Here is a 25,492-nt window from a genome sequence, read left to right on the forward strand (position 1 = left end):
TAAGCTTAATTATCCTGCTCTAAAATTGTATCATTTAAAAATTTGATCACCTCCACCACAGTGGCTTCAAACCACGGTGACAGCAACCAAAAGGAATGAGGTGCATCTTCGAATACCCGAACTGCTGTATAGGTGCCGACTTCTTCCAAAACCTGCATGTATTCCTGTCTTCCATCAAGAAATCTTGGGTATTTACTTGCCAAAAATAAGGTAGGTGGTGTAGAGGCTGAGACATGTGTCAGTGCCGAAGCTTCCTGCCATAACTCAGGCACTTCCTCATAAGTACCTCCAAGCCATTGTGCAGCCATAGATCCTTCCTGTGAATCAGGATGTTTAAAAGCCAAAACTCCATCTATATCAACTATCGCCTGAACGTCGGTCGTAGTTCCCAGGAGGGCCGCCAACTGTCCACCAGCAGAACATCCCAGTACAACCATGCGGTTGGTATGCATACCCATTGTTCTCGATCGATCTCGCATCCATTGCAGCGCATCCTTCAAATCGCCAATAGCCGCGGGATAGAGTGCCTCCATCGACAGGCGATATTCGGGCACCATCACCAAATAGCCCGATTCTGCCAGTCGCTCAGCCATGGGAGTCATTAAGCCGGGCGATCCTGCTCTCCATCCTCCTCCATGAATCATCAAAATAGCGGCGGAAACCCTCTTCTCTTTAGGGATGAAAAGATTCGCCACCAAACTTCGGTACCCCAGATCTTTGTATGCCACATCAAAAGTGGACGTCACCGATTCCGGATCATTAGGTTCAACACCCTGAACATCCAAATTGGGATAATGTCTGAGTACTTTGGCAACTGTATTTGCTACGGTATAGCTTGTATCCCGGGGGACCTGTCCGACTACAACCCATCCTGCGATCAAAAGAAGGATTAATAGACTAGTGCTGAACCAACTCATTCAAATAGACCTCAATGTTCGTGTAATGCTCCATTAATCCAATCTCCGCAGAATCATCTTTTTTCATATTCAGATGCATTCTTTTTTCCCATTTGTCAGGCATACCATCCCGGTCAGTGTCCTTTGGAGCTACTTCTGATTGCAGTACCGGCCAGCCCCCAACCTGAGTTTGTGAGTCAATAATTCCGTTATTCCCAAAAGTTGCTTTTCCTTCACGCACTTCTTCAACAATCCTTTGATCAACAGCATCCCGCCTATAACTAGCTCCGGCAGATTTCAGCACCCATTCAAAAGACGCTTTTGCTGATTGAGGAGTTACTGATGCCACTTCCAAAGGGTTTTCCAACCTGATCTGGCTCACCACGGCGTCCCCTCCATTCACTCCAGCCCAGTTGTTATCAGAAACATGAGGATTTCCAATAAGCTCATTCCCTTCCAAATAAAAATGTCCATAAGGCTCATACGGATCCAAAATTTTATCCACTTTGGATTCGGTAGCCGGGCCCGGCTTGTAAGTGTTATTGATCAAATTATAATTTCCTTCTTCACCGCCGTAACTGTTGTTTGATTTCCAGTTATAAATGACATTGTTACGAAAATCAGCGATTTCAAGCTCGGGTTGCTTGTGATATCGGGCTCCCTGAAAACGCGGATTTCGACTGTTGTGATGTGCTAACAAATTGTGATGAAAACTGGCCTTTTTGCCCCCCCATATCCCACCATATCCATGGGTTCCTTTTTGATGGACAGAATTATTCAGGCTTTCAGAAATGATGCAAAACTGTACAGTTACCAGCTCATTATCATAGATGGAGGCACTTTCATCTGTGCTCCAACTGAAGCTGCAGTGATCAATCATTAAGTTTCGATTGTCCTTGGCACTCATGCCGTCATCCTGCACATTTCGTTCGTCTCCTAACCGGGAACGGATGTACCTGATAATTACATTGTCTCCTTTAACTTTCAGAGGATAATTTTTTAGTGTAATGCCATCACCGGGTGCTGATTGACCAGCGATAGTTACATTGCCATGGTTGATGTCGAGTGGCGATTCCAACTCAATATTCCCTGAAACGGCAAACAAAACAATTCTTGGATAATCCTCACGTAATGCTTCCCTTAAGCTTCCAGGGCCAGAATCGTTAAGGTTTGTAACAACCAATACCTGACCACCACGTCCCCCTGAAGCATACCTACCGAACCCCTCCGCACCCGGAAAAGCAAGATCCTGAGATCGACAGATCAGTTGAACCCCAAAAAACAAAATGAAAAACAATGTACTATATCTCATATCCACTCTACTATCCAAACCTAGGGTTTTGATTCAATAAATTAGAAGCCTATCTGATAGCGGCAATAGCAGGAACACCACAAGGATGTTCCTGCTGATTTGTCTATCACTGCAAACCCCTTATTCTTTCCAGAATTTTCTAGTCACCTTCTTACCTTCATTGGTAAGTTCAATCACATACATGCCCTGCGACAGGTTAGTAAGGTCTAGTTCCACCCCTTCATTGTTTTGCAAGAGCTTATATGAATTCACTCTTACCCCACCCAAGGTGTAAAGTGATAGTTGCTGGTTATTTTGTAGCACTTTACCTTTTATGAAAATTCTATCCGTAGCTGGATTGGGCCACATTTTGAATAGATCATCATCGAAAGTGGCACCTAAAACCACTCCTGCTGCTGTACTTCCTGACAATGAAAAGGAAACGGCATCAACTCCCACACTGCTATGCACAAGACTGCCACTATGGCTACCTTCCGTAGGTGCATTGAGCCTTATGTAAATGGTGGTGCTGGCAACATTTCCATCCAGAGGGGCAAGTGAAAGTGAACTCAACCATAGCTCTCCGTTGAATGAAATCTCAAAACCTTGTGGCACTGAAATTTCGAGTTTGCTAGCAAGATTAGTGGCAGACACCGTATAACTCTGAGGGTCTGATGGTTGATTCAGATTTTGAGAAAAAGCAACAAACTCCCCTGAAGCAATAATCCCAGGATCAGGAATCGTCTCTCCCGTTACAGCCAGCAGTACATCAGTCGCTCCGGTAGATGAATGAACAATATTTCCATTGTATTGGCCCGTTTCAGTTCCGTTCAGCCTCACATAGACGCTGGTGGAGTTAATAACTCCCTCGCTATCCGGGGCAATACTAACCATCCCACTCCAGGTGGTATTGTCGAGGGATACCTCGTAACTATCCGGAGCTGTAATAGTCAGGTCTGCAACCAAGTAGACGGCAGTGACGGAATAAGATTGCGATTCAGAAACCGAGCTAACACTTTCTTTGAATGGCTCAAGCGCCCCGCTCACACTGATTTCAGGCACTATTGTCATTCCAGTTAGGGAAACAGCCTTTGTGGTACTACCACTCACCAAAGTAACAGCTCCATTAAATGCGCCGAGCTCCGTAGAATTTAACCTAACATAGATGGTGGTCTCGGCAACTGTACCTTCGATATTGCTCAACACCAAAGGATCTGTGGTAAATGCATCTGTCTCACTCAGTGAAAGTTCATACCCACTTGATGCCGTAATGGTCAAATCCGTACTAAGATCACTACCCGATACACTAAAAGACTTAGCGGCAGTTGGTGTTCCCAAATGTTGGACGAATTCAGAAAGGGCAGCAGGAGCAGTAATCACCGGTGTAGGCCCCTCATCGTCACCTGTAAACTGCGCTGGCAGTCGTGATTGGGAAGGTGAGTAAGCCCCGGTCACATCATGAAGGACATAATCCACATAAGCCGAGTAAGTCGGACTACCATTTCCATCTCCAAACCGGTAGTAATTAGAGCCTGTTGTGGTAGTGGTAGTGGCAGTGAGTACTGGATAAGGATTTTCATTTAGGTAGATTTTAACAATACCTTCTGTACCACTACTCGCATCTATAGTCATGCGATATACATTCCATTGAGATACGTTTAGCTCCTCAGAGAGGTCCACAGAAGCTCCAGAACGCTGCAAGCTGAGCTCTCCGTTAGACCGGATATTTAGCTGATCCCGAAATCCATTGATGTGCATATCTATGTCCGTGAGACGATCTGCGGTTAGATCCTTTGCTTTCACTCTCATCACGACGGTAGCCGCTGTTGGGACAGGGTCAAAATCAGAAGTTTTGTACATTCCCGAGGCGTCTGCTCCATCTAATGCCAGTAAATTGTTTCCAACACTTACCGGATCAGCTTCTATGGCCCAGATGGTACCCGAGCCGTTGCTGGCACTCCAGGCTGGGTCAGCTGCGTCCGGCAGTTCGTTAGCGTTATAAATAGACCATTCACCCACAGGTGGCTTTGTTACCTCATTGGGCAATCTGGTTTGTTCGGGAGAGAATGCCCCTGTAACATCATAGCTTACATAGTCCACATATGCCGAGTAAGTTGGGCTACCATTGCCGTCTCCGAAGCGGAAATAATTAGAGCTAGTAGTGGTAGTGGTAGTGGCAGTAAGCACCGGATAAGGGTTCTCATTCAAGTAGATCTTTACAATCCCTTCAGTACCACTACTCGCATTGATTGTCATCCGGTATACATTCCACTTATTGACGTTTAAAACTCCGGACAAATCTACGGAAGCGCCTGATCGCTGGAGACTCAACTCTCCAGAAGATCTGATATTCAATTGATCTCTAAATCCATTGATGTGCATGTCGATATCGGTCAAACGATCCGCAGACGGATCTTTGGCTTTGACACGCATCACCACTGTCACACCAGTAGGTGTCGGGTCAAAATCTGAGGTCTTGAACATCCCCGAAGCATCCGCTCCATCCAGCGCCAGTAGATTATTACCTACCCTTACCGGATCTGATTCGATGGCCCAGGTAGTTCCTGATCCATTGCTGGCACTCCAAGCAGGATCGGCCGCATCTGGCAATTGATCCGCATGATAAATGGTCCACGCCCCCACGGGAGGTTTGGTCAAATCATTGGGTAAGCGAGTTTGTGCTGGTGAAAATGCTCCTGTAACATCATAGCTCACATAATCCACATAGGCCGAGTATGTTGGACTACCATTTCCATCTCCAAAGCGAAAGTAATTTGAACCTGTAGTGGTAGTTGTAGTGGCTGTAAGAACCGGAAAGGGGTTTTCATTTAAGTAAATCTTCACAATCCCTTCAGTACCACTCGAGGCATCTATGGTCATTCGGTAGACATTCCACTGAGAGGTATTTAACAGACCCGATAAATCTACAGAAGCACCTGAACGCTGTAAGCTCAGCTCACCAGAGGATCGGATGTTTAATTGGTCCCTAAAGCCATTGATGTGCATATCAATATCCGTCAATCGATCAGCGGTGAGGTCCTTGCCTTTGACCCGCATGACCACAGTCACGGCAGTAGGCACCGGATCAAAATCTGCAGTTTTGTACATTCCTGAAGCATCGGCCCCATCCAACGCCAACAAATTGTTGCCTACCCGAATCGGATCAGACTCTATCGACCAGGTGGTACCTGATCCATTGCTGGCACTCCAGGCCGGGTCAGCGGCATCTGGCAGCTCATCAGCATTGTAAATTGTCCATTCACCAACCGCAGGTTGGTTGGGGTCATCCTGAGACCATGCTCCTGTAACTGACAGGGCACACAGCATTAGGATTGATAATATATTGGATAACAGTTTCATAATATCATTGAATTTTATGTCCATTAGTGAATATCACTGTTCATATTGTTTGATTGAAGGGAAGTATTAGCCCTTTCATTCTTATTGTCTCCAGCGAGATGGTCCTACTTCTTCATCAATCAGGTTCTGATTGGTAATAGTAAAATCTCCATTTGCCGGATCTACAAAACCTGGGTTAGCTTCTGTCGCATCTACTTCACCCGGATCAGTATATTCACCTTCCCACAAACCAATGGTATTGAAGTAGTAATTGTCTCTGTAATTCAATGACACTTCCTCACTGATATCTCCCGCCTGAGACCAGTTTCCATAAATAGCTCCCCCACTACCCTCAATACCTGTTTCTACGAAGAGGCATTTGCTTACTTCCAACGAGGTACCACCTCCAGACATTCTAAAGAACCCTCGGTTGTTACTATTGTCGGCGATACAAGCCCTGTAGAAAGTACAATTCCTAAATGCCACGTCAGCAGCGACTTGCATTCTCAGGAGTGTTCGTATTCCATTGGCGACGGTAGAATTCTCTAACGTAAGAGATCCCACAGCTCCACCCCTAAAGTCGAAACCATCGCCTCCTCCACCGGGAATATCATGGATGTAGGTATCAGAAATGATAATGTCTCCGTAGGTTCCTCCGCTGTTGCTATAGAGGATATTGTTGCTATAGCCACTGATTTCGCAGCCCTGAACAGTAAGGGTACCGAGATTGCACTCTGAGGCAGAAGCATTGAACATTTGACCATAGTCATCTTGTCCTTGTATATTGAGATACCTCAGGGTGATGGAGCTCACTGGAGTACCACAAGAAAACTGCCCAATAATCACTGGCATGTCGTACCATTTCTGCCCTTCGATAACTATGGACTTTGTAATTTCCTTTCCACCAAGGTTATAGGTGCCTGCCGCTAATATGAGTACCGCCCCCTCTTCTGAGGCATCAATAACGCTACTTAGGTCATCATTGGCAGTAACATTGGCCTCTTTCAGGGTAGAAAAAGTCACTGTTCCTCTTCTTTTGGTGCCGTTGTACAAGGTCACGGTATAATCCGTTGCTCCTGAAAGCCCATCGATTCTCGCTTCTCCTGCTGCTACCTGAGCTGCTGAAATCTGCACCAATGTATTGCCTGGCACTATTAACAGATGAGTTACTTCACTCCCTGGCTGCCAAACTACTGTGGCGTAAGTGTCCTGTACATTTTCGCCTGGCAATGGGAGGAAAATCTGCTCCGCATCTGTCCGTGCGGTGACAATAGCCCAGTTAGACTCTTCCAGCCCTTCAGTCACAGCTCTCACTCTGGCCGAGTAGCGGGTCTCACCTGAGAGAGATTCTGTATAGGTGATGGTTCCGGCTGTGGGTATATCGTCTACTATAGCAGTGCTGATGGGATCACCAGAAAACCGAAGGCTATCCTGAAAGAACTCTATAACATATTGGTCAACATCAGGATTTGCGGTCCAGCTAAGCTCTATATCTACCTGGTTACGCACCCGGGCTTCAAGTCCCACCGGGGCAAAGGCCCTCGATTTTGTGAGTTCTGTAATGACCGGATCTATGTCATCCTTGCAAGCCATAGGCACCAGTGAAAGTGCGCATAGCAAGATTCCTGTGAATTTTTTAATTCTGGTATACATATTCATCCTTTTTTAATTCAGTAAATCGTTGGTCAACTGTCCATTGCTACCATCTATAAAGACTTGCCAGATCGGCCAAAACTGGTTCTCATCGGGGTTTCCAACATAGATGGTTTCAATTTTTTCATCATCCAATTCATCCACTACCGCCCAATCAATATTATCACTATATTCACCTGACTTATTGTCTGTTTCACCCCTCTCCAATCCGTAGAATTCCAGGGTTTCGTTATTTTCTGCAAGCCTGTAATACAAGGTGGAGGGCACATTAGCATATTCACCTGACTGACTTCTCAGGTCGTACATCTTTTGTTTCGCCTCGTCAAGTTTTGTCTTTAGCAGATTCCATCTAATGAGGGCCTGCTTGCGTTGCATTTCGCCGCACAGTTCGAGTTTGTGCTCTTCTACGATCGCATCGAAAACAGCTGATCCAGATAAGCCGCCCAGATAAGCATCTACTTGAGTAGGCCAGTCCGCCTGATCGAAAGCGCGCTGACGAATTTCTTTCAAATACGGTTTGGCGGCATCAGGCCCCTCCAGCTCATAAGCTGCTTCAGCAGCCATGAGTAAAATTTCGGCATAGCGCATGTACATAAAGTTGGTTCCGTCATCGTTGGAAGCGGTCACACGAGTGTTTTTCCATTCGTATCGGTATTTACCAAACATCCACTGGTCCAGGCCGGTAGGCTCTTGCTGAGCAATGTCCTCTGAAGGGCTCACGTCTTTCCATTGGTATGGCACACAAGTGACATCTCTACGTGAGTCATTAGGAGCATAATCATAAAACACGAACGGCAACGGACCACCCTGACCTCCTCTGGCCTGACCTGTGTACTTATCCTTACTCAAATGCCTTACGGCAAAAGTGAATAACCACCTTCCTCTCCCTGTGGCAAATGGGATTTCCCAAAGTGATTCCCCTCCGGCTGTTACATCATCTTGGTTGAACTTTCTCCACAAATCCTCAAACGAAGTTTCAAGACGTGCTGTGCCACTTGCTATCACATCTCTGCATTCCTGCAACGCGATTCCATACATGGTTGCGCGATCCAATTCCGGATCAGTACTGAGGCGCACACCGTCCGCATACTGCGAGTACCCACCGGCGGCTAAAGCCAGTCTTGCTCTTAGTCCTTTGACAAAAGCTTTATTTACCCGCTCAACAGAAGCAGTGCTTGATGTTTCGTTTGGCCATGGAACGATTGTAGCGGCCTCCTCCAGATCTGCTAATAGCTGCTTGTAAATAACGTCCCGACTAGATCTCGGTAAGTACAGGGTTTCCGTAGTGATTGGTTCAAATCTTGCTGGCACGTCCCCCCAGGATTTGACCAGGTCCGCGTAATAAACAGCTCGCAAGGTAAGGGCCTCTCCTAGTAAGTAGGCCATATTTTCATCATTCTCTACATCCCCGTAGTTACGCAGCCCACGAATACAAATATTTGCTCGTTCAATACCCGAATACATCATGGCCCAGGCATTGTTAGTCGTATTCATTTGGTCATTATTGGGCTTCGCATTGTATTTCACCAAGTCGTAGTTGTCATCAGGATTATTGGAGTTGTTGTTCCACTCCACATCTGTGTTCATCCCATAATTCGGAAGAAAGCGACCTCTGTATGAGTTAGTCTGTCCAAAGGGTTCCTTAATGCCATCTACGGCACCCTTAGCCAGGGTATAAACCGAAAATATCTTCGATTCATCCAGAGTAGATTTGGCCGGTGCTTCCAGGTAATCCTCACAAGACGTAGTGGTACCCAAAATCAGCACACCGGCAAGAGCTATGTTTAATATCTTTTTCATTTTCAATGTCATTTGGATTAAAATGTAAGATTCATGCCAACAGTAAACTGCCTGCTACGTGGATAAGCTGAATAGTCCACACCCGGTGTGAGTGGGGTTTTTCGTCTGGTAGATACCTCAGGGTCAAATCCCGTATAGTCTGTCAGGATAAACAGGTTGTAACCCGTGATATAGAATCTAAGGTTTTCAATACGGGCTCTTTCAATAATCGCCTTAGGTAAAGTATAACCTAAAGTGAGCGTATTGAGCCTTAGAAAGGATCCATCTTCAACTGCCCAGTCACTAAAGATGTACCGATCCATGTATGGACTCCACATGGTGGTGTTGGCATTCACTGCCGCCAGTTGTGCCGGATCAGTGATCAGTTCGCCGGTATTCCAATCTATATTAGTCCATCTCTCTCCCTCTTTCTGAACGGAGATCAGGTTTCGATACTGATTGTTTTCATTGGCTGAAGTGAACTCCACTTTATTGGCATTATAGATGTCATTTCCATAGCTCCAGTTGAAGGCGGCCGTGAGGTCAAATCCATAAGCGTAGGCGTTGAGCACAAAACCACCGGTATGTTTGGGATTAGCATTGCCTATAAACCTTCGATCATCGATGGTAATGGTGTCATTTCCATCAAGATCCATCAATTTCATCATACCTGGACGTGGCGTTAATATACCATCTGAAGTCACCACACCTTCCTTGAGTACCCACTGTCCGGAGCTCTCATCATATTCTTCGAAATCATCCACTTCGTACCGACCATCAGATACATATCCGTACATCCTGCCAATTGGATCTCCTACTTGGGCCAGGTAGTCGTTGGCAATCTGAGTAGAGGCCCATCCAGTGGTTACTTCCGTGCCCACCAACTCGTCCATCACACCAAGTGATTTGATATTATTTCTATTGAAAGCAATGTTGAAGTTGAAATTCAGACCATAGTCTTTTTTATCCAATGCGATACCATTAAGGCTTAGTTCTACCCCTTTATTCTCCGTTTCACCCATATTTCGGTACTGATATTCATAGCCTGTACCTGCTACAGGGAAACGGATCAGTAAGTCGCGGGTGTTATTTTGATAAGCCTCTATTGTACCGGTTACCCGGCCTTCAAGCAAACCGAAATCCAATCCGATATTTTTAGTTTCCGTGGTCTCCCATTTCAAATCAGGATTGGCCATGATGGTAGAAGCCGCCCAGTAACTATTTACGTCGTTGATGTAAGTGGTATTTCTGGATTCAAATGTCTGTACGGTCTGGCCTCTTGGTATATTGTTATTCCCGGCCAACCCATAACTGGCACGAAGTTTCAATAAGTACATCCATTTGGTCAACCCGCTCATGAAGCTCTCCTCGGTAATCTTCCACCCGGCAGATAATGATGGAAAATACCCCCAAACATTGTCTCCTTTGAATCGGCTAGATCCATCAGCTCTGTATACCGCACTGATTAGGTAGCGATTCTTATAGTCATAATTAGCCCTTCCAAAGAATGATAACAGTTTATCGTCCGGACTAAAATTATTATCTGCGTAGATAGACTGTCCTTGTGTCGTCAGCTTGAAAGCTTCATCTGCACTAAATAATACTGGATAACCCTGAATTTCATATTCCAACTCATTGGTCTGGGTAAATAGCATTTCATGCCCCCCCATCACTTTTAGGTTATGTAACTCCCCCTTGAGGACATCATAAGTCACCGTATTGGTATTCCTGAGTCTTACCTCTTTCCTATCGCTAAAGAGTGCTGACGGCTGATTTGGGTATGCAGGAGAGCGGTCTCTTGCTTTGTAGGTAGTCACCCCGTAAAAACGGTTGTCCTGGTAATTATAGTTATCCACCGTAAAAGAAGTGCTTAGCTGCAATGGATCAATTATTTTCCAGGCAAAGCTCCCTGCGATGTTGTAATTATTCCGTTTTTGCAATCGGTCATTGTCATTCGTGGAAACAATCGGATTTACCAGATCTCCTGAAGTTTGCTCATTGGTATCATCTGATAGACTCACTCCCGATATCGGAATAGGTGCATAAGCTACTGCGTGTTTCAATCTGGAGTCAGCAGAAGATACCTCGTTCTGTTCATTAGCTCCACCTCCGTTGATTTCTGTATCAGAATAACGCAATGAAAAATTCAGATCAATCTTATCATTCGGAGCGTTTTTGAATTTTAAGGTAATGTTGTTTCTCACATAGTCAGAACCAATCATAATGGCCTTATCATCATATCTTGCGAAGTTGGCAGAGTAGTTGAATTTTTGTCCGCCACCGCGGATGCTCAGATCATTACTAAACGTGGTTCCTGTACGGCCGTATATCTGTCTTTGCCAGTCATTGGCTGCTTGTCCTTCATATTGATCAAGGTCACCAAACAATCCGAAGTAGTCCTCATAAGATGAGTAATCACCTTCCTCACTGGCATCCAGCACCGCATATTCATACTGCCATCTGGCATAATCTTCCGGATCAAGCACATCCAGGGTTTTGGCAATCTTCTTCACTGCGTAAAAAGAATTGTAATTCACAGTGACCTTTCCCTCAGTACCACTCTTAGTAGTAATAATTACCACTCCGTTTGCTCCCCGAGAACCATAAATGGCCGTTGATGAAGCATCTTTTAGCACATCTATGGACTTGATATCTGATGGGGATAAATCCGATATAGTGCTTACAGGAAAGCCATCCACAATAAACAGCGGCGAGCTGCTCTGGGTCAGTGAAGCCCCACCTCTCACCCTTATTCTGACTTCTGCGTCGGGTGAGCCCTCAGTGGTAGATATTTGCACTCCGGCTAAACGACCAGTCAATGACTCTGCTACACTTGCCACAGGTACCTTCTTCAAAGCATCTCCTGTTACAGAAACCACTGACCCAGTCAGGTTTGACTTTTTCTGAGTACCATAACCTACCACTACCACCTCATCCAATGCCTGTACATCAACATCCATGGACACGTTGATAATACTCTTCCCAGCAACTGGTATTATTTGGTTAGCGTAACCAATAAAACTAAAGGTCAAAGTTGCATCCTCGGCAACAGTAACCTTGTAGTTTCCTTCAATGTCGGTGATCGTTCCCTCTGAAGTTCCCTGAACTACAACGCTCACTCCTGGCAGGCCCTCTCCTGTTTCTCGATCAGTAATCTTACCTGTTACGGTCAGATCTTGGGCTGTTGCGCTAGTCATAGATACCAGTACCAATACTGGCAAGAAAAGTATCTGTATCCATGATTTGCGAATAGTGATTTTAGTACACATAATTCATCATATTATAGGTTAGTGGATTTATTAAAAGGTAATGTGATTAAAATCTGAACTCACATTTTGTGTAATCGATTGCACTCTGTTATCAAAAAAAAGATTCTCCCATGAGCCTGAAAGCCCAAAATGTAATGTTAACCCGTAGAATTTATTCATAATCTTCATTCTTTTGGTTGAAAAAGTTCCTCTAAACAAATGAATTATTCTGATAAATCCGAATTTAACAATTATTAATTATTCAATATTTACGGAATTAACCATTCCTACAAATCAATTATCTACTCATTTGGCCTATTTATTTTAACGATTTCACAATAACATAGACAAAGCATTGAACATTAACATACAATTAACTCTAATCATTGTGAGTATCTATTCTTACAATAAGTAGATCAACCCATATCCATGTATGTCCATTATTTTTTTCACCTCAATCCGCCCCGATTCAAATAACATTTCGTCTCTCCAATCCCTTTCATTACCGCTCATTTTGTGCTATCCTTTGCACACCATTTGATCTGATCATCATTCACTTGTTCAAATTTTTGAAAATGAGAAAACTCTACCTATTCACCCTCATCATCGTCATATCATTCAATGGATTGGCTCAGTATGCCACTGAAATAGTGGTAGACAAATCTGGACAAGGAGATTTCACCTCCATTCAGGAAGCCATCTATTCGACTAAAGCTTTCCCAGAACAGGACATTACCATTTATATCAAGAATGGAGTCTATCGAGAAAAGGTGACTATTTTCTCCTGGAATAACAAACTCACCCTGAAAGGAGAAAGTACGGATAGTACGAAGATCGTTTGGGGTGACCATTTTGCCTCCATCAACCTTGGGCGAAACAGCACTTTTCACACATTTACTCTCAAAGTAGAGGCCAACGATGTTCGATTGCAAAACCTAACCATTATTAACAGCTCTGGCCCGATAGGCCAGGCAATAGCACTGTATCTGGAAGGAGATAGGATTCAGTTGATCAATTGTAGTATCCAGGGGCATCAGGATACGGTCTATACATCCGGAGAAGGTTTCAGACAATACTTTAAGGATTGTTACATTTCAGGAACTACCGATTTCATCTTTGGGGGAGCCACTGTCATCTTCGAAAACTGCACCATTGTATCCAGATCAAACTCGTACATCACCGCAGCCTCTACCCCAAAATCTTCTCAATTTGGTATGGTGTTTTTGAAATGCAGAATTACTAAAATGGATGAATCGGTGAACAAGGTTTACCTGGGAAGGCCTTGGAGGAGTTATGCCAAAACTGCATTCATTGAATGCTATATGGAGAATCATATCCTCCCCGTTGGTTGGCACAACTGGGGTTCCACCGAAAAAGAAACCACAGTAAGCTATGCTGAGTATGCCTCTAAGGGCCCCGGAGCTCACATGAATGAACGAGCAAGGTGGGCAACAATCCTAAACCCCACAACTGCTGCCAATTACCAACTTGAAGTTATTTTCAATGGATGGATTCCTTAATTAATCAACAGCTAGCACCTGAAGAGGTTGATTGAGGCGAAGTACCTCTTGCCTTAATAATGCCATGAAGCTATCCATAGATTGGATAGGATTGGTACCTTTTTCCCATACTGCCATAAAGTGATAAGTAACCTCCTCAGATGGATTAAACAAAACGACGTGACTTCCTGCTCCATCAACTACCTCACTAATGGAAGGTGTTTCCACAATCACTGCAAGCCCCAGCTTGTCATCATTCAAGCTAAACTTGCCATATGTCGCAAAAATGTGATAATTATCAACCACTTCTTTAACATACTCCTCCCCAACATTCTTAACCAGTCCAGTACAGAAACCCTCTATTGGATTGGTAAACCTGATTGAGTGAGTGGTCAATGCTGATGCTGCCTGAATGCTAATGGCAGACATCAAATCGGTACGACTACCCCCATCGGCCCATCCATAATAGTTAGTACTGATTGCTGACCTCAGTAGACCATTTTTCACAATCTGACAGGTTACTGAATCAACCACCCTAAATCGATGAAGGGTGTCATTTCTGAATTTCCCGATTGAGCCCAGGCCTAAAGTTTTCCCCACCTTCAGCAAGTCCATCCCCCAGTCACTCAATTCGTGATAAGAGTCAAAACCATCCAGACCTACGCTTTGCAAAACTGGCTCCGGTTTCAACTTTCCAAACACATCCATCCCATTTCTCCAATCCAGATAAAAGCGGTAGGCCATTTGATCCGATTCCCAGCCCGGCCCTTCATACCTCACAAAATAGGTGTGATCAGTGTGCTGATCAGGTACCCTTAAAAAATCAAGGTTCACAAATGATCCGCCAATATATTCCTTCTCCGTCCACGCTCCTCCCTGCTTGACGGATAACTCCGCCTGAGTCATTTTAGTAAAATTGGCAGAGCCATTTGAGGTCACTACCTCCAAATTTGCAGTCTCTCCAGGCTCAAGCTCAAGTAGCACCAGAGCTTTCTCAATAATGCCATCTTCATTTTCATCAATAAATTCTGTCGGTACCGTCCTTCCGTTAAGTCGCCCTTTCAATGGTTTTTCTCCATCCACATTCAACGCCACGGTAATCACCTCCTTACGGGCTAAATCCGATGGGTTATGAATAGCAATGGAAGCCATCGGGGCATCACCAGTGCAAGAAAACAGACATGAAAGGCCAAAAAACAGGATAGGAATGAATTTCATTTGTGAAAATAGTAAGGATTAAAGGTCACCGATCCATCGGTACAAATGGGAAATCTATGTGAATTCGTTCAAACGCGCAATCGTTTACACATTTTTAGTGAATTGATGGTCTCAAATTTGTTGTTTCACCAAAAAAATGGTTATTATGAATCTTCAAATTGATTAGCTTCAGGAAATTGTGAAGTATGGTTTTATATCTGTAACCAGAAATTCATTACGGCAAACAGAGCCACAATTAGTGACTACATTCGCACTGTCTGTACAAATAACAAAAGCTTGAAAGGAAAAAAGACCACCATTCATGAGATTGCAAAAGAGCTGAATACCACCGCATCTACGGTATCCCGAGCTTTGAATAATAACCCGCGCATAAGTGAAGAAACCAAGAAGAAGGTTTTTGCAATGGCTGAAAAGCTGGGCTACGAACCCAATACCATGGCGGCCTCACTGCGCAAAGGACGATCGCAAATCATCGGAATCATCGTACCTTATGCGGACAGGATATTCTTCTCATCGGTCATACGGGGCATAGAAGAGGAAGTGAAAAAGTCCGGTTATAATGTAATCATTTGTCAATCTTACGAGAAAATAGACAATGAAATAGATGACGTCAATGCCCTCCTATCCGCTCAGGTAGCAGGTATTATTATCTCCTTATCCCGAGAGACGAGTACCTATGACCATTTGAAAAAAGTCATTCAAAAAAACAAAACACTGGTACTTTTCGACCGTACAACGGACGCGCTTAACACCTCATGTGTAGCCATTGATGATTATCAGGGTGCCTATTCCTCTGTCAGTCACCTGATCGAAAATGGCTACAAAAAAATAGCATTCTTTTCTGGAAACAAGAAGGTGAGTATTTTTAGAGAACGTTTCAGGGGCTATTTGGCAGCATTGAAAGACCATAATTTACCGGTAGTGGATGACTACATTATTGAAGTACCCAGTGATGTAGAGCAAGGCAAACTGGTGACAGAGAAACTCATGTCCCTCCCCGTAAAGCCAGATGCCATTTTTTCTTCTTCTGATTTTTCGGCGCTGGGAGCCACCAAATGGCTACTGCAAAACAATTACCGCATACCGGAGGATATCGGGATCGTGGGATTTGGTAATGACCCATTCACCCAGTACCTGGAGCCGACGATCTCCTCCGTAGACCAAAAAGGTAAGGAAATGGGCAAAACGGCGGCTCAGGTTTTTCTTGAACAAGTGGAGGGGCGAAACTCGATCCATCGCAAGGTGCTCTTAAGCCCGGAGCTTATCATACGGGAATCCTCAACCAAACGATCCATTAACAAAATGGTAATTTAATCTCGGTATTTGGATTACAGGATGAAAATTTTATAACTTGTGCAATCGTTTACGCAGATTTACCAATTCTGTGAGAAACATCAAACAAGATCTGGAACAATGAAAAAATTGAGCACTACAGAACGAATCACACAGCATCCCATTAAGGTTATTCAATTTGGAGAAGGGAATTTTCTTAGGGCTTTTGTAGAATGGATGATTGAGTTACTCAATGAAAAGTCTGATTTCAACGGTAGTGTGGCTATTGTTCAGCCCCTCCAAAATGGCCTCATACACCTACTCAAGGAGCAGGGTGGACTTTATCACCATGTAAGGCAAGGTATTGAAAATGGAGAGACAATAGATGAAGTAAAGCTGATCCAGTGTGTATCCGAGGTTATCAATCCTTTCGAGGAGCAGGCTGCGTATTTCGCTCTGGCAGAGATTCCTTCTGTGCAGCTCATTTTCTCTAATACCACGGAGGCAGGTATCGTACACGAAGCTACGGACCGGCCTGAAGCAGGTCAGATGGCCAATACATTCCCAGGTAAGCTCACACAGTTATTGAAACACCGCTATGACCATTTTCAAGGAGATAAAGGCAAAGGTGTGGCCATGATCCCTTGTGAGCTAATTGAGCAAAATGGAACCAAACTTAAAAAATGTATAGCCCAATATATTGATCTCTGGAATTTAGGTGAGGGTTTTAAGACGTGGGTGAACGAAACCTGTGCATTCGCCAACACACTTGTGGACAGAATTGTACCCGGGTATCCAAAAGATGAGATTGAAGTCATCACGGAGCGCATTGGCATCAAGGATCAGTTGGTGGTCAAATCCGAGTCCTTCCACCTGTTTGTCATTGAAGCTCCTGAGTTTGTGCAGGAACTCTTCCCTGCCCATCGCCTGGGACTGAATGTGAAGTATGTGAAAGATATCACCCCCTACCGGACACAAAAGGTGCGCATCCTGAATGGAGCCCATACTTCTATGGTACCTATAGGTTTGCTATATGGGCTGGAGACAGTCAGTGAAACCATTGATGATACTGAAACTGGTAAACTGATACGCGAAATTATTTTTGATGAAATTGTAGCTACCATTCAAATCCCGGGAGAAGATCCCAAGGAATTTGCAGATCAGGTGATCTCGAGGTTTAGAAATCCTTTTATCAGACATGAACTGATCTCTATTTCTTTAAACTCCATCGCCAAATTCAAGGTGCGGGTGCTCCCGACCATTCTTGACTACCTAAGGATCAAAGGTCACCTGCCAAACAAGCTCATCTTCGCTCTGGCGTGCCTGATTCATTTGTACCTGCGAGACACTGATCGGCTCAAGGACGACGAAACGTATTTGAATTTTTTCGAGTCTCTCAAATCAGATGAGCCAGAAACACTGGTGAATAAGGTATTGGCCAATTCATCCCTCTGGGATCAGGACCTTACAGCAGTAGACGGCCTTTCAGATTTATTGACCACCCATTTTAAAGCCATTGCTTCAGAGCAAATGAAAGAGGTACTTCTTAATATGTAATGATGATACGAGCAATAACCATCCACGAAAAAGACGACCTGGCTGTAGCACTGACCGACCTGCCTAAAGGAGCTGAGGTGACAGTCAATGGCAAGGCTATCACACTGCAACACACCATCAATGCCAAGCATAAATTTGCCATGAAAGACTTTCATGCAGGTGATGAAGTACACATGTATAATGTGACAGTGGGCAAAGCAAAAGAAACCATCAAAACCGGTGAGGCGGTGACCACTTCCAATCTTGCTCACCAGTCAGAATCTTTCAGTGCCGAAGACAAGAGCGCAAACGCCTTTCAGTGGACCTCACCAGATGTCTCTCCATGGAAGGACGCCACCTTTATGGGTTATCATCGCAAAGATGGTCAGGTGGGAACAGCCAACTATTGGTTAGTATTCCCATTGGTCTTCTGTGAAAACAGAAACATTGAAACCATCAAAAAAGCATTTGATAAAGCCCTGGGTTTGGAAAAACAAGACCCTTATGTGGCCCTGGTTGAAAATATGGTTGACCGCTTCAGGAAAAATGAGCTAAGCGATGCTTCCGTCTTGGACTTCAAACTGGACACAACTACTCACATCTCCAAAGCACGAGTGTTTGAAAACATAGATGGCATTCGATTTCTGACTCATCAGGGTGGATGTGGCGGTACCCGCCAGGATGCTGAGACCCTCTGCCGACTGTTATCTGGCTATGTAAACAACCCTAATGTAGCCGGAGCTACGGTACTGAGTCTTGGGTGTCAGAATGCTCAGGTGCAAATGTTCACCGATGCCTTGCACAGTATCAACCCGACCATCGATAAGCCGATCATTATACATGATCAGCAGGATACAGGAAAAGAACAAGAGTTGATCAAAAACTCCATCACTGAAACCTTTATGGCCCTCATAGAGGCAAATAAGCAAACACGTGAACCCGCTCCCCTCAGTAAACTGACCATCGGTCTGGAATGCGGCGGATCAGACGGATTCTCTGGTATCTCTGCTAATCCGGCCATCGGCTATACCTCGGACCTGGTGGTCGCCCTGGGAGGTAAAGCCATCCTTTCGGAATTTCCCGAACTGTGCGGGGTGGAGCGGGAGCTCATCAACAGAATGGACACTCAGGAATTGGCGGTCAAGTTTGTGGACATCATGCGCCGTTACGAAAAATCTGCGGTAGAAGCAGGATCTGGCTTTGACATGAACCCCTCTCCGGGCAACATCAAGGATGGGCTGATAACCGATGCAATGAAATCAGCCGGAGCCGCCAAAAAAGGAGGTACGTCCCCTATTACGGACATATTGGACTACACAGAATACGCACATAAACCGGGACTAAATCTCCTATGCACCCCAGGAAATGATGTGGAATCCACCACAGGATTGGCCGGTTCAGGTGCCAATATCATTCTTTTCACTACTGGCCTTGGCACGCCTACAGGCAATCCCATTTCTCCGGTACTGAAGCTTTCATCCAACTCCAAACTGGCAGCTAAAATGCCCGACATCATAGACATAGATACAGGAAAGGTGATCACCGGAGAAAAAACCATTGAAGAAATGGGCAGTGAAATCCTGAATTACATTATAGAGGTGGCCAGTGGCCACAAAACAGCCAAATCCATGGACCTGGAGCAGTATGACTTCATTCCATGGAAAAGGGGTGTTTCCCTCTGACTTTATCTATCAAAAGAATAACCCACACCATGAAGAACATACTTTACCTAATTGGAATAGTCCTGCTGGCGAGCTGTACCCCGCCCAAAGAAACTGCAGAGAACCAAACTGAAACTCCTCTATATGTGCGAATGGCAGACTCTGAGATGAAACGCACGCCGGATCCAAGGCTTCTGGATTTCAGGGATAAACCAAAATGGGAATATACCAATGGACTGGTATGCCTTTCTTTCTTCAAAGTTTGGGCACGGACGGGAGAAGATAGGTTTTTGGATTACGGCAAGTACTACATGGACTCTATGATCACGGACGAAGGAAAAATTCTCACATACAAACTCAGTGATTATAACATCGACAGAATCAACCCGGGAAGGTTCCTGATAGAGCTCAATCAGCTCACTCCAAAGCCTGAATACAAAGTAGCCATTGAAACACTGCGTGAGCAGATGCGTGAGCATCCACGCACCTCAGAGGGAGGATTCTGGCACAAAAAGCGCTACCCTTCTCAGATGTGGCTGGACGGACTCTATATGGGTAGCCCGTTTCTGGCACAGTATGCCATGTTATATGATGAACCCGCATTATTCGATGATGTCGCCAACCAGTTTATGCTGATAGACAAACACGCCTACAGTAAAGAAACGGGACTTTACTACCACGGCTGGGATGAAAGCAGGGAACAAAAGTGGGCGGATCCTGAAACAGGTTTGTCTCCAGAGTTTTGGGGACGGGCCCTTGGCTGGTTTTCGATGGCTGTGGTGGATGTACTGGACTATTTTCCGGAGGATCACCCAAAGCGAGACAGCCTATTGATGATTGTCAACAAAATAGCCCTGGGAATTCAAAAACATCAGGATCCAGCCTCCGGAGTGTGGTGGCAGGTGCTGGACAAAGCAGGAAAAGAAGGAAACTATCTGGAAGCCTCGTGCTCCAGCATGTTTACCTACTTTCTGGCCAAGTCCATTCAAAAGGGATACCTGGATAGCAGCTATGCACCTATGACCAAAAAGGCTTATGCTGGTCTGATAAAGGAGTTCATCAAAGAAAATGAAGATGGCACGATCAGCCTCACCAATGTTTGTGGTGTGGCGGGATTAGGTGGAGACCCCTACCGAGAGGGAACTTATGAGTACTATGTAGGTGAGATCAGACGAGACAACGACCCGAAGGGTGTTGGGCCCTTCATCATGGCGTCACTCTGGATGGAAAAATTTCAGTAGCCAATCTTTAGAATCCAGATGGGTGAGATTTTTCCTACTCCTCATCCGGGTTCCAATCTCTCATTACGTTTTTGAGTGAATATTTCTCAGCCTCTAGATCGGTAAGGATATGTGCCCACTGAGCTCGCTTGTCGGGCTGATATCCTGCTCCCCGGTTTGCATATTCGGCATAATAGGCCGTTTTTTTCTTTTCTTCCGACCTCCAGGGGTCCCACCCCTCAGGATGCACCACCTCTCCCAATTCGCAATTCATAAAAACAGTTTGAGCATAAGGTCGCCAGGGTCTGCCCAGAAATACCGTACCCGCCTCCGCCAATCCTGTTATTTTACAGTTGTTGAACACAAATCCAAATGGGGTTTCTTGTTCAGTAGATGCTGCCGTGATGTAGCCATTGCGCTTGGAAAAAATCTCGCACCCTTCAAAAAAGGCAGTAGACCACCCGAATATAAAGTCCACAGTCCCCTCGATGTAACAATTTTTATAATACTGCCGGCTATCCTTTCCATGTGGGTAAAGGGTGTCTTGATTACCAAGAAAACGGCAATTTTCAAACTTTACCCGATCACCATCTACTCGCACCGCTACGGCCTGACTACCCTCACCAAAAGAATTCTCGAAAGTCAGATTCTTGGCTTCAAAGCCATCCCCGTAAATAAAGAATGAAGCGGATCCGGAGGTTCCGATTTCTTCTCCAAACATATTCTTCCTACTGGCATAATCGTCAAAAGTCAAAATGGTTTCAGCTGCACTTTCGCCGATCAATGACACGTTAGTCTTGGACGTAGGTAAGATCAATTTCTCTTTATAAACCCCAGATTTAACATATATGATCGTTCGGTTTTTGCGCAGGTGAGGTACCGCATCTATAGCGGCTTGTACAGTCTGAAAATCACCGGCCCCATCCTTGGCCACCACAAAATCATAATTTTGAGCTGACAGCCCCAACGAGGAGACAATCAATCCCATCCATAAGATATTTTTCATTTTTTCAGAGTTTTCATCGCTTCAAAAACCAACCCGGCCACCACCTTCGCACCCTCGGGTTGAAAATGCGTGTTGTCCTTTGACCGTTAGGATAAGCCTCATACACTCCAGAATCCAGGTTCATAAAATAGTTTTGGGTAACATATTCCCTTCCTACTTTAAAGAAAGCATTCATACTCAGCTGGTTCAGGTCTATGAACAAACTACTCATTTCCCTGGCCACTTCCAGAGCTGCATCAGGATATTCACCATGCACATTCTGAAGACGATTATTCTCCCATGGGTAATTGCGAGCCACAGGTGTCAATACGATCGGAGTGGCCCCTTTTTGTTTGCTTTGCGCTATGAATAGCCTTAGAAATTCCTTGTAACCTTCAATGTCAACATAACGCTCAGTCTTCTTTTCGGCAGCATCATTATGTCCAAACTGCATGATCACCAAATCACCGGGCTTCAGCGACTCATAAACACTGCGCCACCTCCCCTCCTGAAAAAAAGTGCGTGTACTACGCCCCCCTCTGGCCCGATCATCCACCACCACGGAGTCCGCAGAGAAGAGATCTGCAAAAACAGAAAGATCCGTGGAAAAGTAAGGCTGAAATACCTGCCCCCAACCCGTAACGGGGTATCTGGTTTTGTAATAGTCTTTTCCCTCCTCGTAGTTATCGGCATAATCAGCCATAGTAGAGTCACCAATCAGATAAATGGTGACAATACGTTCCTCCTCCTGGGCACAGCCCAAAAGCAAAAAAATCGCCAAAACAAAAGTCCCTTTTCTTAAATACCTCAAGATTTTATCTCGTTCCTGCCACTATATGATTCTTAAGCTCAAGGTTCAGTTCTCTGATCTCATCCAACACCAATTGAGCCATTTTTCTCGCTCCCAGTTCGTTGAAATGTGTGTCATCTGATTTCCCTTGAGGATAGTTGGGGTGTTCACCCGCATCCAGATGATGGTAAAGCCACTTCGATTCCGTTTCTCCCAAATTCCTCACCAGCTCCATGGACAGAGTAGTCATGTCAATCAGAGGCACATCATCTGATTGGGCTACCTCCCGCACCAGCTGCGCATAATGCTCATGGGTATCAACAAGTTCTCCATTTTCAAATGACCTTCTGCTCACCGGGGTGAGCAATACAGGCAATGCTCCTTTTTTTCGGGTGTCCATGACATATCTCCTTAAATTGGCCTGAAACTCTTCAGGGGTGGTGTAACGCCCCACTTTGGAAGGCACTTCATCATTGTGCCCAAACTGGATAAAGACATAATCACCACTATTCATCGTTTTGAGTACTGCCTCCCATCGACCTTCGTCCATAAACGATTTAGTACTCCTGCCATTTTTAGCTCGGTTGTCAACCTTAATAGACTCATCGAAGAAATGGACAAAGGGCATCCCCCATCCCGTTTCAGGGAAAGCATTGACCTCCTTTTCTGCGCAAGTTGAGTCCCCAATCAAATAAATTACTGTTTGCTGCTCCTGCAGAAGTCCAAAGCTCATCAGCAGGCCTGCAAAAAGCGGAATAGCCCATTTCCAAATAACTCTGATCATTTCAATTTCACTGCCTTTTTATCTACTTCCTTACCGATGACCACCTCTGTTTTGCAATCGCTGTAGTCAGACGCTACCAGAGACACTTTGTCGGTCTTAGCTCCTAAAACCTGTACCAGACCTACGCCTGAGGTCTTCCCTTCGAAACCGGAAATGGAAATATTCCTGGTATTGTAAATGGTCAGAGGATACCCTTTTTCAGTCACCACAGTGACATCTTTAAAAGTAACACCGTCTGCATCAACCATTGAAATTCCATTTTGAGCTTCTATGTATACACTTTCGAGGTTGATGTTTTTGAGATTCATCTCAGGCAGTCCCTGAAAATATCCAGCAGTACCCGAGCCTACAGCAGTCACATTTTTGATGTAAATATCCTTGAAAGATGGAGTTTCCTCCGTGATAGGCACCATCTCCTCGTCCACTACGGCCGCCTCCTGATCTTCCTCCAGTACCGGCGATTGCCCTCCATAAAAGAGGTTAAACCTAATGGGTTCCGTGGGAATGTTAATCATGTCAATGTCCGATATGAAAATCTTCTCTACCACTCCACCACGTCCTCGGGTGCTTTTAAACCTCAAACCAACATCAGTACCCATGAATGTGCACTTGGACACATGGATGTTTTTCACCCCCCCAGACATTTCGCTGCCCACTACAAACCCACCATGCCCATGGTAAACAATGTTGTTCTTAATGATCACATTTTCGGTGGGTATACCGCGTTTACGTCCGTCTTCATCTTTACCAGACTTAATACAAATAGCATCATCACCTACATCAAAGGTGTTGTTATAAATCAATACATTTTTACAGGATTCCAAATCCAGTCCATCACCATTTTGAGAGTACCAGGGATTACGCACATTCAAATTGCGCAAAATGACATTCTCGCACATCAGTGGGTGGATGTTCCAGGCAGGAGAGTTTTGAAATGTTGGCCCATCCAGCATCACATTTTTGGAAGTCTGTATACTGATCATTACCGGGCGTAGAAAATCCTTAAAAGCCGCAAAATCAGCTACTGAAGAAGTCTCTGGAACATTGAAAAATCCCGCTGTGGCATCCGCACCTACTTTATAACTGGCTGACGGGTACCAGTTTTTCCCATCATCACTCAGGACCCCACCACTCTTCACCAGTTCCTTCCAATGGCTATCTGTTACTTTGCTCTTCTTAACACCACGCCAGGCATCCCCATTACCGTCTATTGTGCCATTACCCGTAATAGAGACATTGACCAGATCCTTACCATTGATAGGGGACAAACAGCGATAAGTCTCCAACCCTTCAAAACTTACAGCCACCAGAGGATAATCATCCTTATCCCTGGTAAACAGGAGCAGCGCACCATCTTCCAGATGCAAATCCAGGTTACTACGGAGGGTTATGGGGCCTGTAAGCCATATGCCTCGTGGTACATTGACATGACCACCGCCTTTAGCCACCACCGCATCTATTGCCTTAGCAAACGCTTCGGTGTTCTTGGTAAGGCCATCTCCAACACCACCAAAGTCCGAAACGCTAACAGAATAATCTGGAATGACCGGTGGATTTACCTGTGGCATCTCAAATTCTACATTTTCATAAATGGAAGTTTGATTTTGTTGAGCCAATAGAATGTTGGCAGATAAAAGTGCTAAAAGGAATAGTTTCTTTTTCATTGTGCAATCGATTGTACATTTCGAAGTTAATAAAATCCTCGTCTTATGGAAGGATTAGAAATGTAAATTCTTAAAAAAACATTGTATTCCGATAAGTGCCAAACACCGAAAACTCGCAACCTCTAAAGCAGAACACTTAGATGAAATTCCTTTGATTCCTGATTTGATCCATCATAAAATATATGTGTTCATGGGAACTCCAGATGATATGCCTATTTGTTCAACCCGCACTCAATACCTCAATTTTTCGCCTGAATTTCTCTGGATAGATCGGAATGGCCCCGCTTTCGGATACCACAAAGCCACCAACCATGTTGCCAATGCGCGCTGATTTTCTCGCATCACGGGTACGGAGATAGGTATTGAGAAAGGCCGCACAAAATGCATCCCCTGCACCCACACTATCCTTCACAAGCATCATTTTAGCACTTACCTTGTAATGTTCGCTCCGGGTGCGAATCACACAACCCTGCCCTCCACCAGTGATAATCAGCAAATCGATGTTTGGATAATCCACAAGAAGCCGAACCGTGAAATCGTCCTGACTCATCTCCGCCTCATAGAGCAATGAGCTCAACACCCTCACCTCTTCATCATTCATCTTGGCTATCGTACAGTAGCCAAATGAAGACTCAATCACCTCTTTGGTATAGGCAT

Annotated in this window: 17 protein-coding genes; 5 read left to right on the forward strand and 12 right to left on the reverse strand. The window is 44.9% G+C overall.

Annotated features, from left to right (window positions below):
* Positions 1 to 5 precede the first annotated feature (5 nt).
* From ACHKAR_RS00325 to ACHKAR_RS00350, 6 genes are all read right to left on the reverse strand, one after another.
* Entirely contained in the window at positions 6 to 917 is a 912-nt protein-coding gene (locus ACHKAR_RS00325) for an alpha/beta hydrolase fold domain-containing protein (protein ID WP_395415700.1), read from the reverse strand.
* A complete protein-coding gene (locus tag ACHKAR_RS00330; protein ID WP_395415701.1) occupies positions 898 to 2,208 on the reverse strand; it encodes a pectate lyase family protein in 1,311 nt (436 codons plus the stop codon). The genes ACHKAR_RS00325 and ACHKAR_RS00330 overlap by 20 nt, the downstream gene beginning before the upstream one ends.
* 120 nt (positions 2,209 to 2,328) lie before the next feature.
* A complete protein-coding gene (locus ACHKAR_RS00335; protein WP_395415702.1) occupies positions 2,329 to 5,547 on the reverse strand; it encodes a T9SS type A sorting domain-containing protein in 3,219 nt (1,072 codons plus the stop codon).
* A gap of 81 nt (positions 5,548 to 5,628) precedes the next feature.
* Positions 5,629 to 7,179, reverse strand: a complete 1,551-nt coding sequence (locus tag ACHKAR_RS00340) for a DUF5123 domain-containing protein (RefSeq protein WP_395415703.1) — start codon at positions 7,177 to 7,179, stop codon at positions 5,629 to 5,631.
* A 12-nt stretch (positions 7,180 to 7,191) separates the two neighbouring features.
* Positions 7,192 to 8,979, reverse strand: coding sequence for a RagB/SusD family nutrient uptake outer membrane protein (locus tag ACHKAR_RS00345; protein WP_395415704.1), 1,788 nt, complete (start codon positions 8,977 to 8,979; stop codon positions 7,192 to 7,194).
* Positions 8,980 to 8,996: 17 nt separating this feature from the next.
* Positions 8,997 to 12,227, reverse strand: coding sequence for a SusC/RagA family TonB-linked outer membrane protein (locus tag ACHKAR_RS00350; protein WP_395415705.1), 3,231 nt, complete (start codon positions 12,225 to 12,227; stop codon positions 8,997 to 8,999).
* A gap of 554 nt (positions 12,228 to 12,781) precedes the next feature.
* On the opposite strand from ACHKAR_RS00350, the gene ACHKAR_RS00355 reads away from it, so the two are divergent.
* Positions 12,782 to 13,726, forward strand: coding sequence for a pectinesterase family protein (locus tag ACHKAR_RS00355; RefSeq protein WP_395415706.1), 945 nt, complete (start codon positions 12,782 to 12,784; stop codon positions 13,724 to 13,726).
* Here the strand turns inward: ACHKAR_RS00355 and ACHKAR_RS00360 are convergent, their stop codons facing one another.
* A complete protein-coding gene (locus ACHKAR_RS00360) occupies positions 13,727 to 14,923 on the reverse strand; it encodes a DUF4861 family protein (protein WP_395415707.1) in 1,197 nt (398 codons plus the stop codon). It abuts the gene before it with no gap.
* Between the two features lie 276 nt (positions 14,924 to 15,199).
* Between ACHKAR_RS00360 and ACHKAR_RS00365 the strand changes: the two genes are divergently transcribed.
* The 4 genes from ACHKAR_RS00365 (at position 15,200) to ACHKAR_RS00380 (ending at position 20,633) form a co-directional block, all read left to right on the forward strand.
* Positions 15,200 to 16,237, forward strand: coding sequence for a LacI family DNA-binding transcriptional regulator (locus tag ACHKAR_RS00365; protein WP_159584419.1), 1,038 nt, complete (start codon positions 15,200 to 15,202; stop codon positions 16,235 to 16,237).
* Positions 16,238 to 16,336: 99 nt separating this feature from the next.
* Entirely contained in the window at positions 16,337 to 17,752 is a 1,416-nt protein-coding gene (locus ACHKAR_RS00370; RefSeq protein ID WP_395415708.1) for a tagaturonate reductase, read from the forward strand.
* Complete coding sequence (locus ACHKAR_RS00375) at positions 17,752 to 19,413, forward strand: UxaA family hydrolase (RefSeq protein WP_159584424.1); 1,662 nt, start codon at positions 17,752 to 17,754, stop codon at positions 19,411 to 19,413. Before ACHKAR_RS00370 ends, ACHKAR_RS00375 begins: the two co-directional genes overlap by 1 nt.
* A gap of 29 nt (positions 19,414 to 19,442) precedes the next feature.
* The gene (locus tag ACHKAR_RS00380; RefSeq protein WP_395415709.1) at positions 19,443 to 20,633 is read left to right on the forward strand and encodes a glycoside hydrolase family 88/105 protein; all 1,191 of its coding nucleotides are present in this window, start codon (positions 19,443 to 19,445) and stop codon (positions 20,631 to 20,633) included.
* 34 nt (positions 20,634 to 20,667) lie between these two features.
* Here ACHKAR_RS00380 and ACHKAR_RS00385 read toward each other — a convergent pair whose 3' ends face one another.
* The 5 genes from ACHKAR_RS00385 to ACHKAR_RS00405 all read right to left on the reverse strand — a co-directional run.
* Positions 20,668 to 21,618 carry a pectinesterase family protein gene (locus ACHKAR_RS00385; protein WP_395415710.1) on the reverse strand — a complete coding sequence of 317 codons (951 nt, stop codon included), beginning with the start codon at positions 21,616 to 21,618 and terminating at the stop codon, positions 20,668 to 20,670.
* A 13-nt stretch (positions 21,619 to 21,631) separates the two neighbouring features.
* On the reverse strand, positions 21,632 to 22,408 hold the full coding sequence (locus ACHKAR_RS00390; RefSeq protein ID WP_395415711.1) for a rhamnogalacturonan acetylesterase: 777 nt from the start codon (positions 22,406 to 22,408) through the stop codon (positions 21,632 to 21,634).
* Positions 22,409 to 22,412: 4 nt separating this feature from the next.
* Positions 22,413 to 23,171 carry a rhamnogalacturonan acetylesterase gene (locus ACHKAR_RS00395; protein ID WP_395415712.1) on the reverse strand — a complete coding sequence of 253 codons (759 nt, stop codon included), beginning with the start codon at positions 23,169 to 23,171 and terminating at the stop codon, positions 22,413 to 22,415.
* Positions 23,168 to 24,835 (reverse strand): glycoside hydrolase family 28 protein, encoded by a 1,668-nt coding sequence (locus ACHKAR_RS00400; RefSeq protein WP_395415713.1) that lies wholly within the window; start codon positions 24,833 to 24,835, stop codon positions 23,168 to 23,170. Before ACHKAR_RS00400 ends, ACHKAR_RS00395 begins: the two co-directional genes overlap by 4 nt.
* A 220-nt stretch (positions 24,836 to 25,055) precedes the next feature.
* Positions 25,056 to 25,492: carbohydrate kinase family protein (locus ACHKAR_RS00405; protein ID WP_395415714.1), on the reverse strand; the 437-nt coding region annotated here is incomplete at its 5' end.

Source organism: Marinoscillum luteum (genome assembly GCF_044005705.1).
Classification (GTDB): domain Bacteria; phylum Bacteroidota; class Bacteroidia; order Cytophagales; family Cyclobacteriaceae; genus Marinoscillum; species Marinoscillum luteum.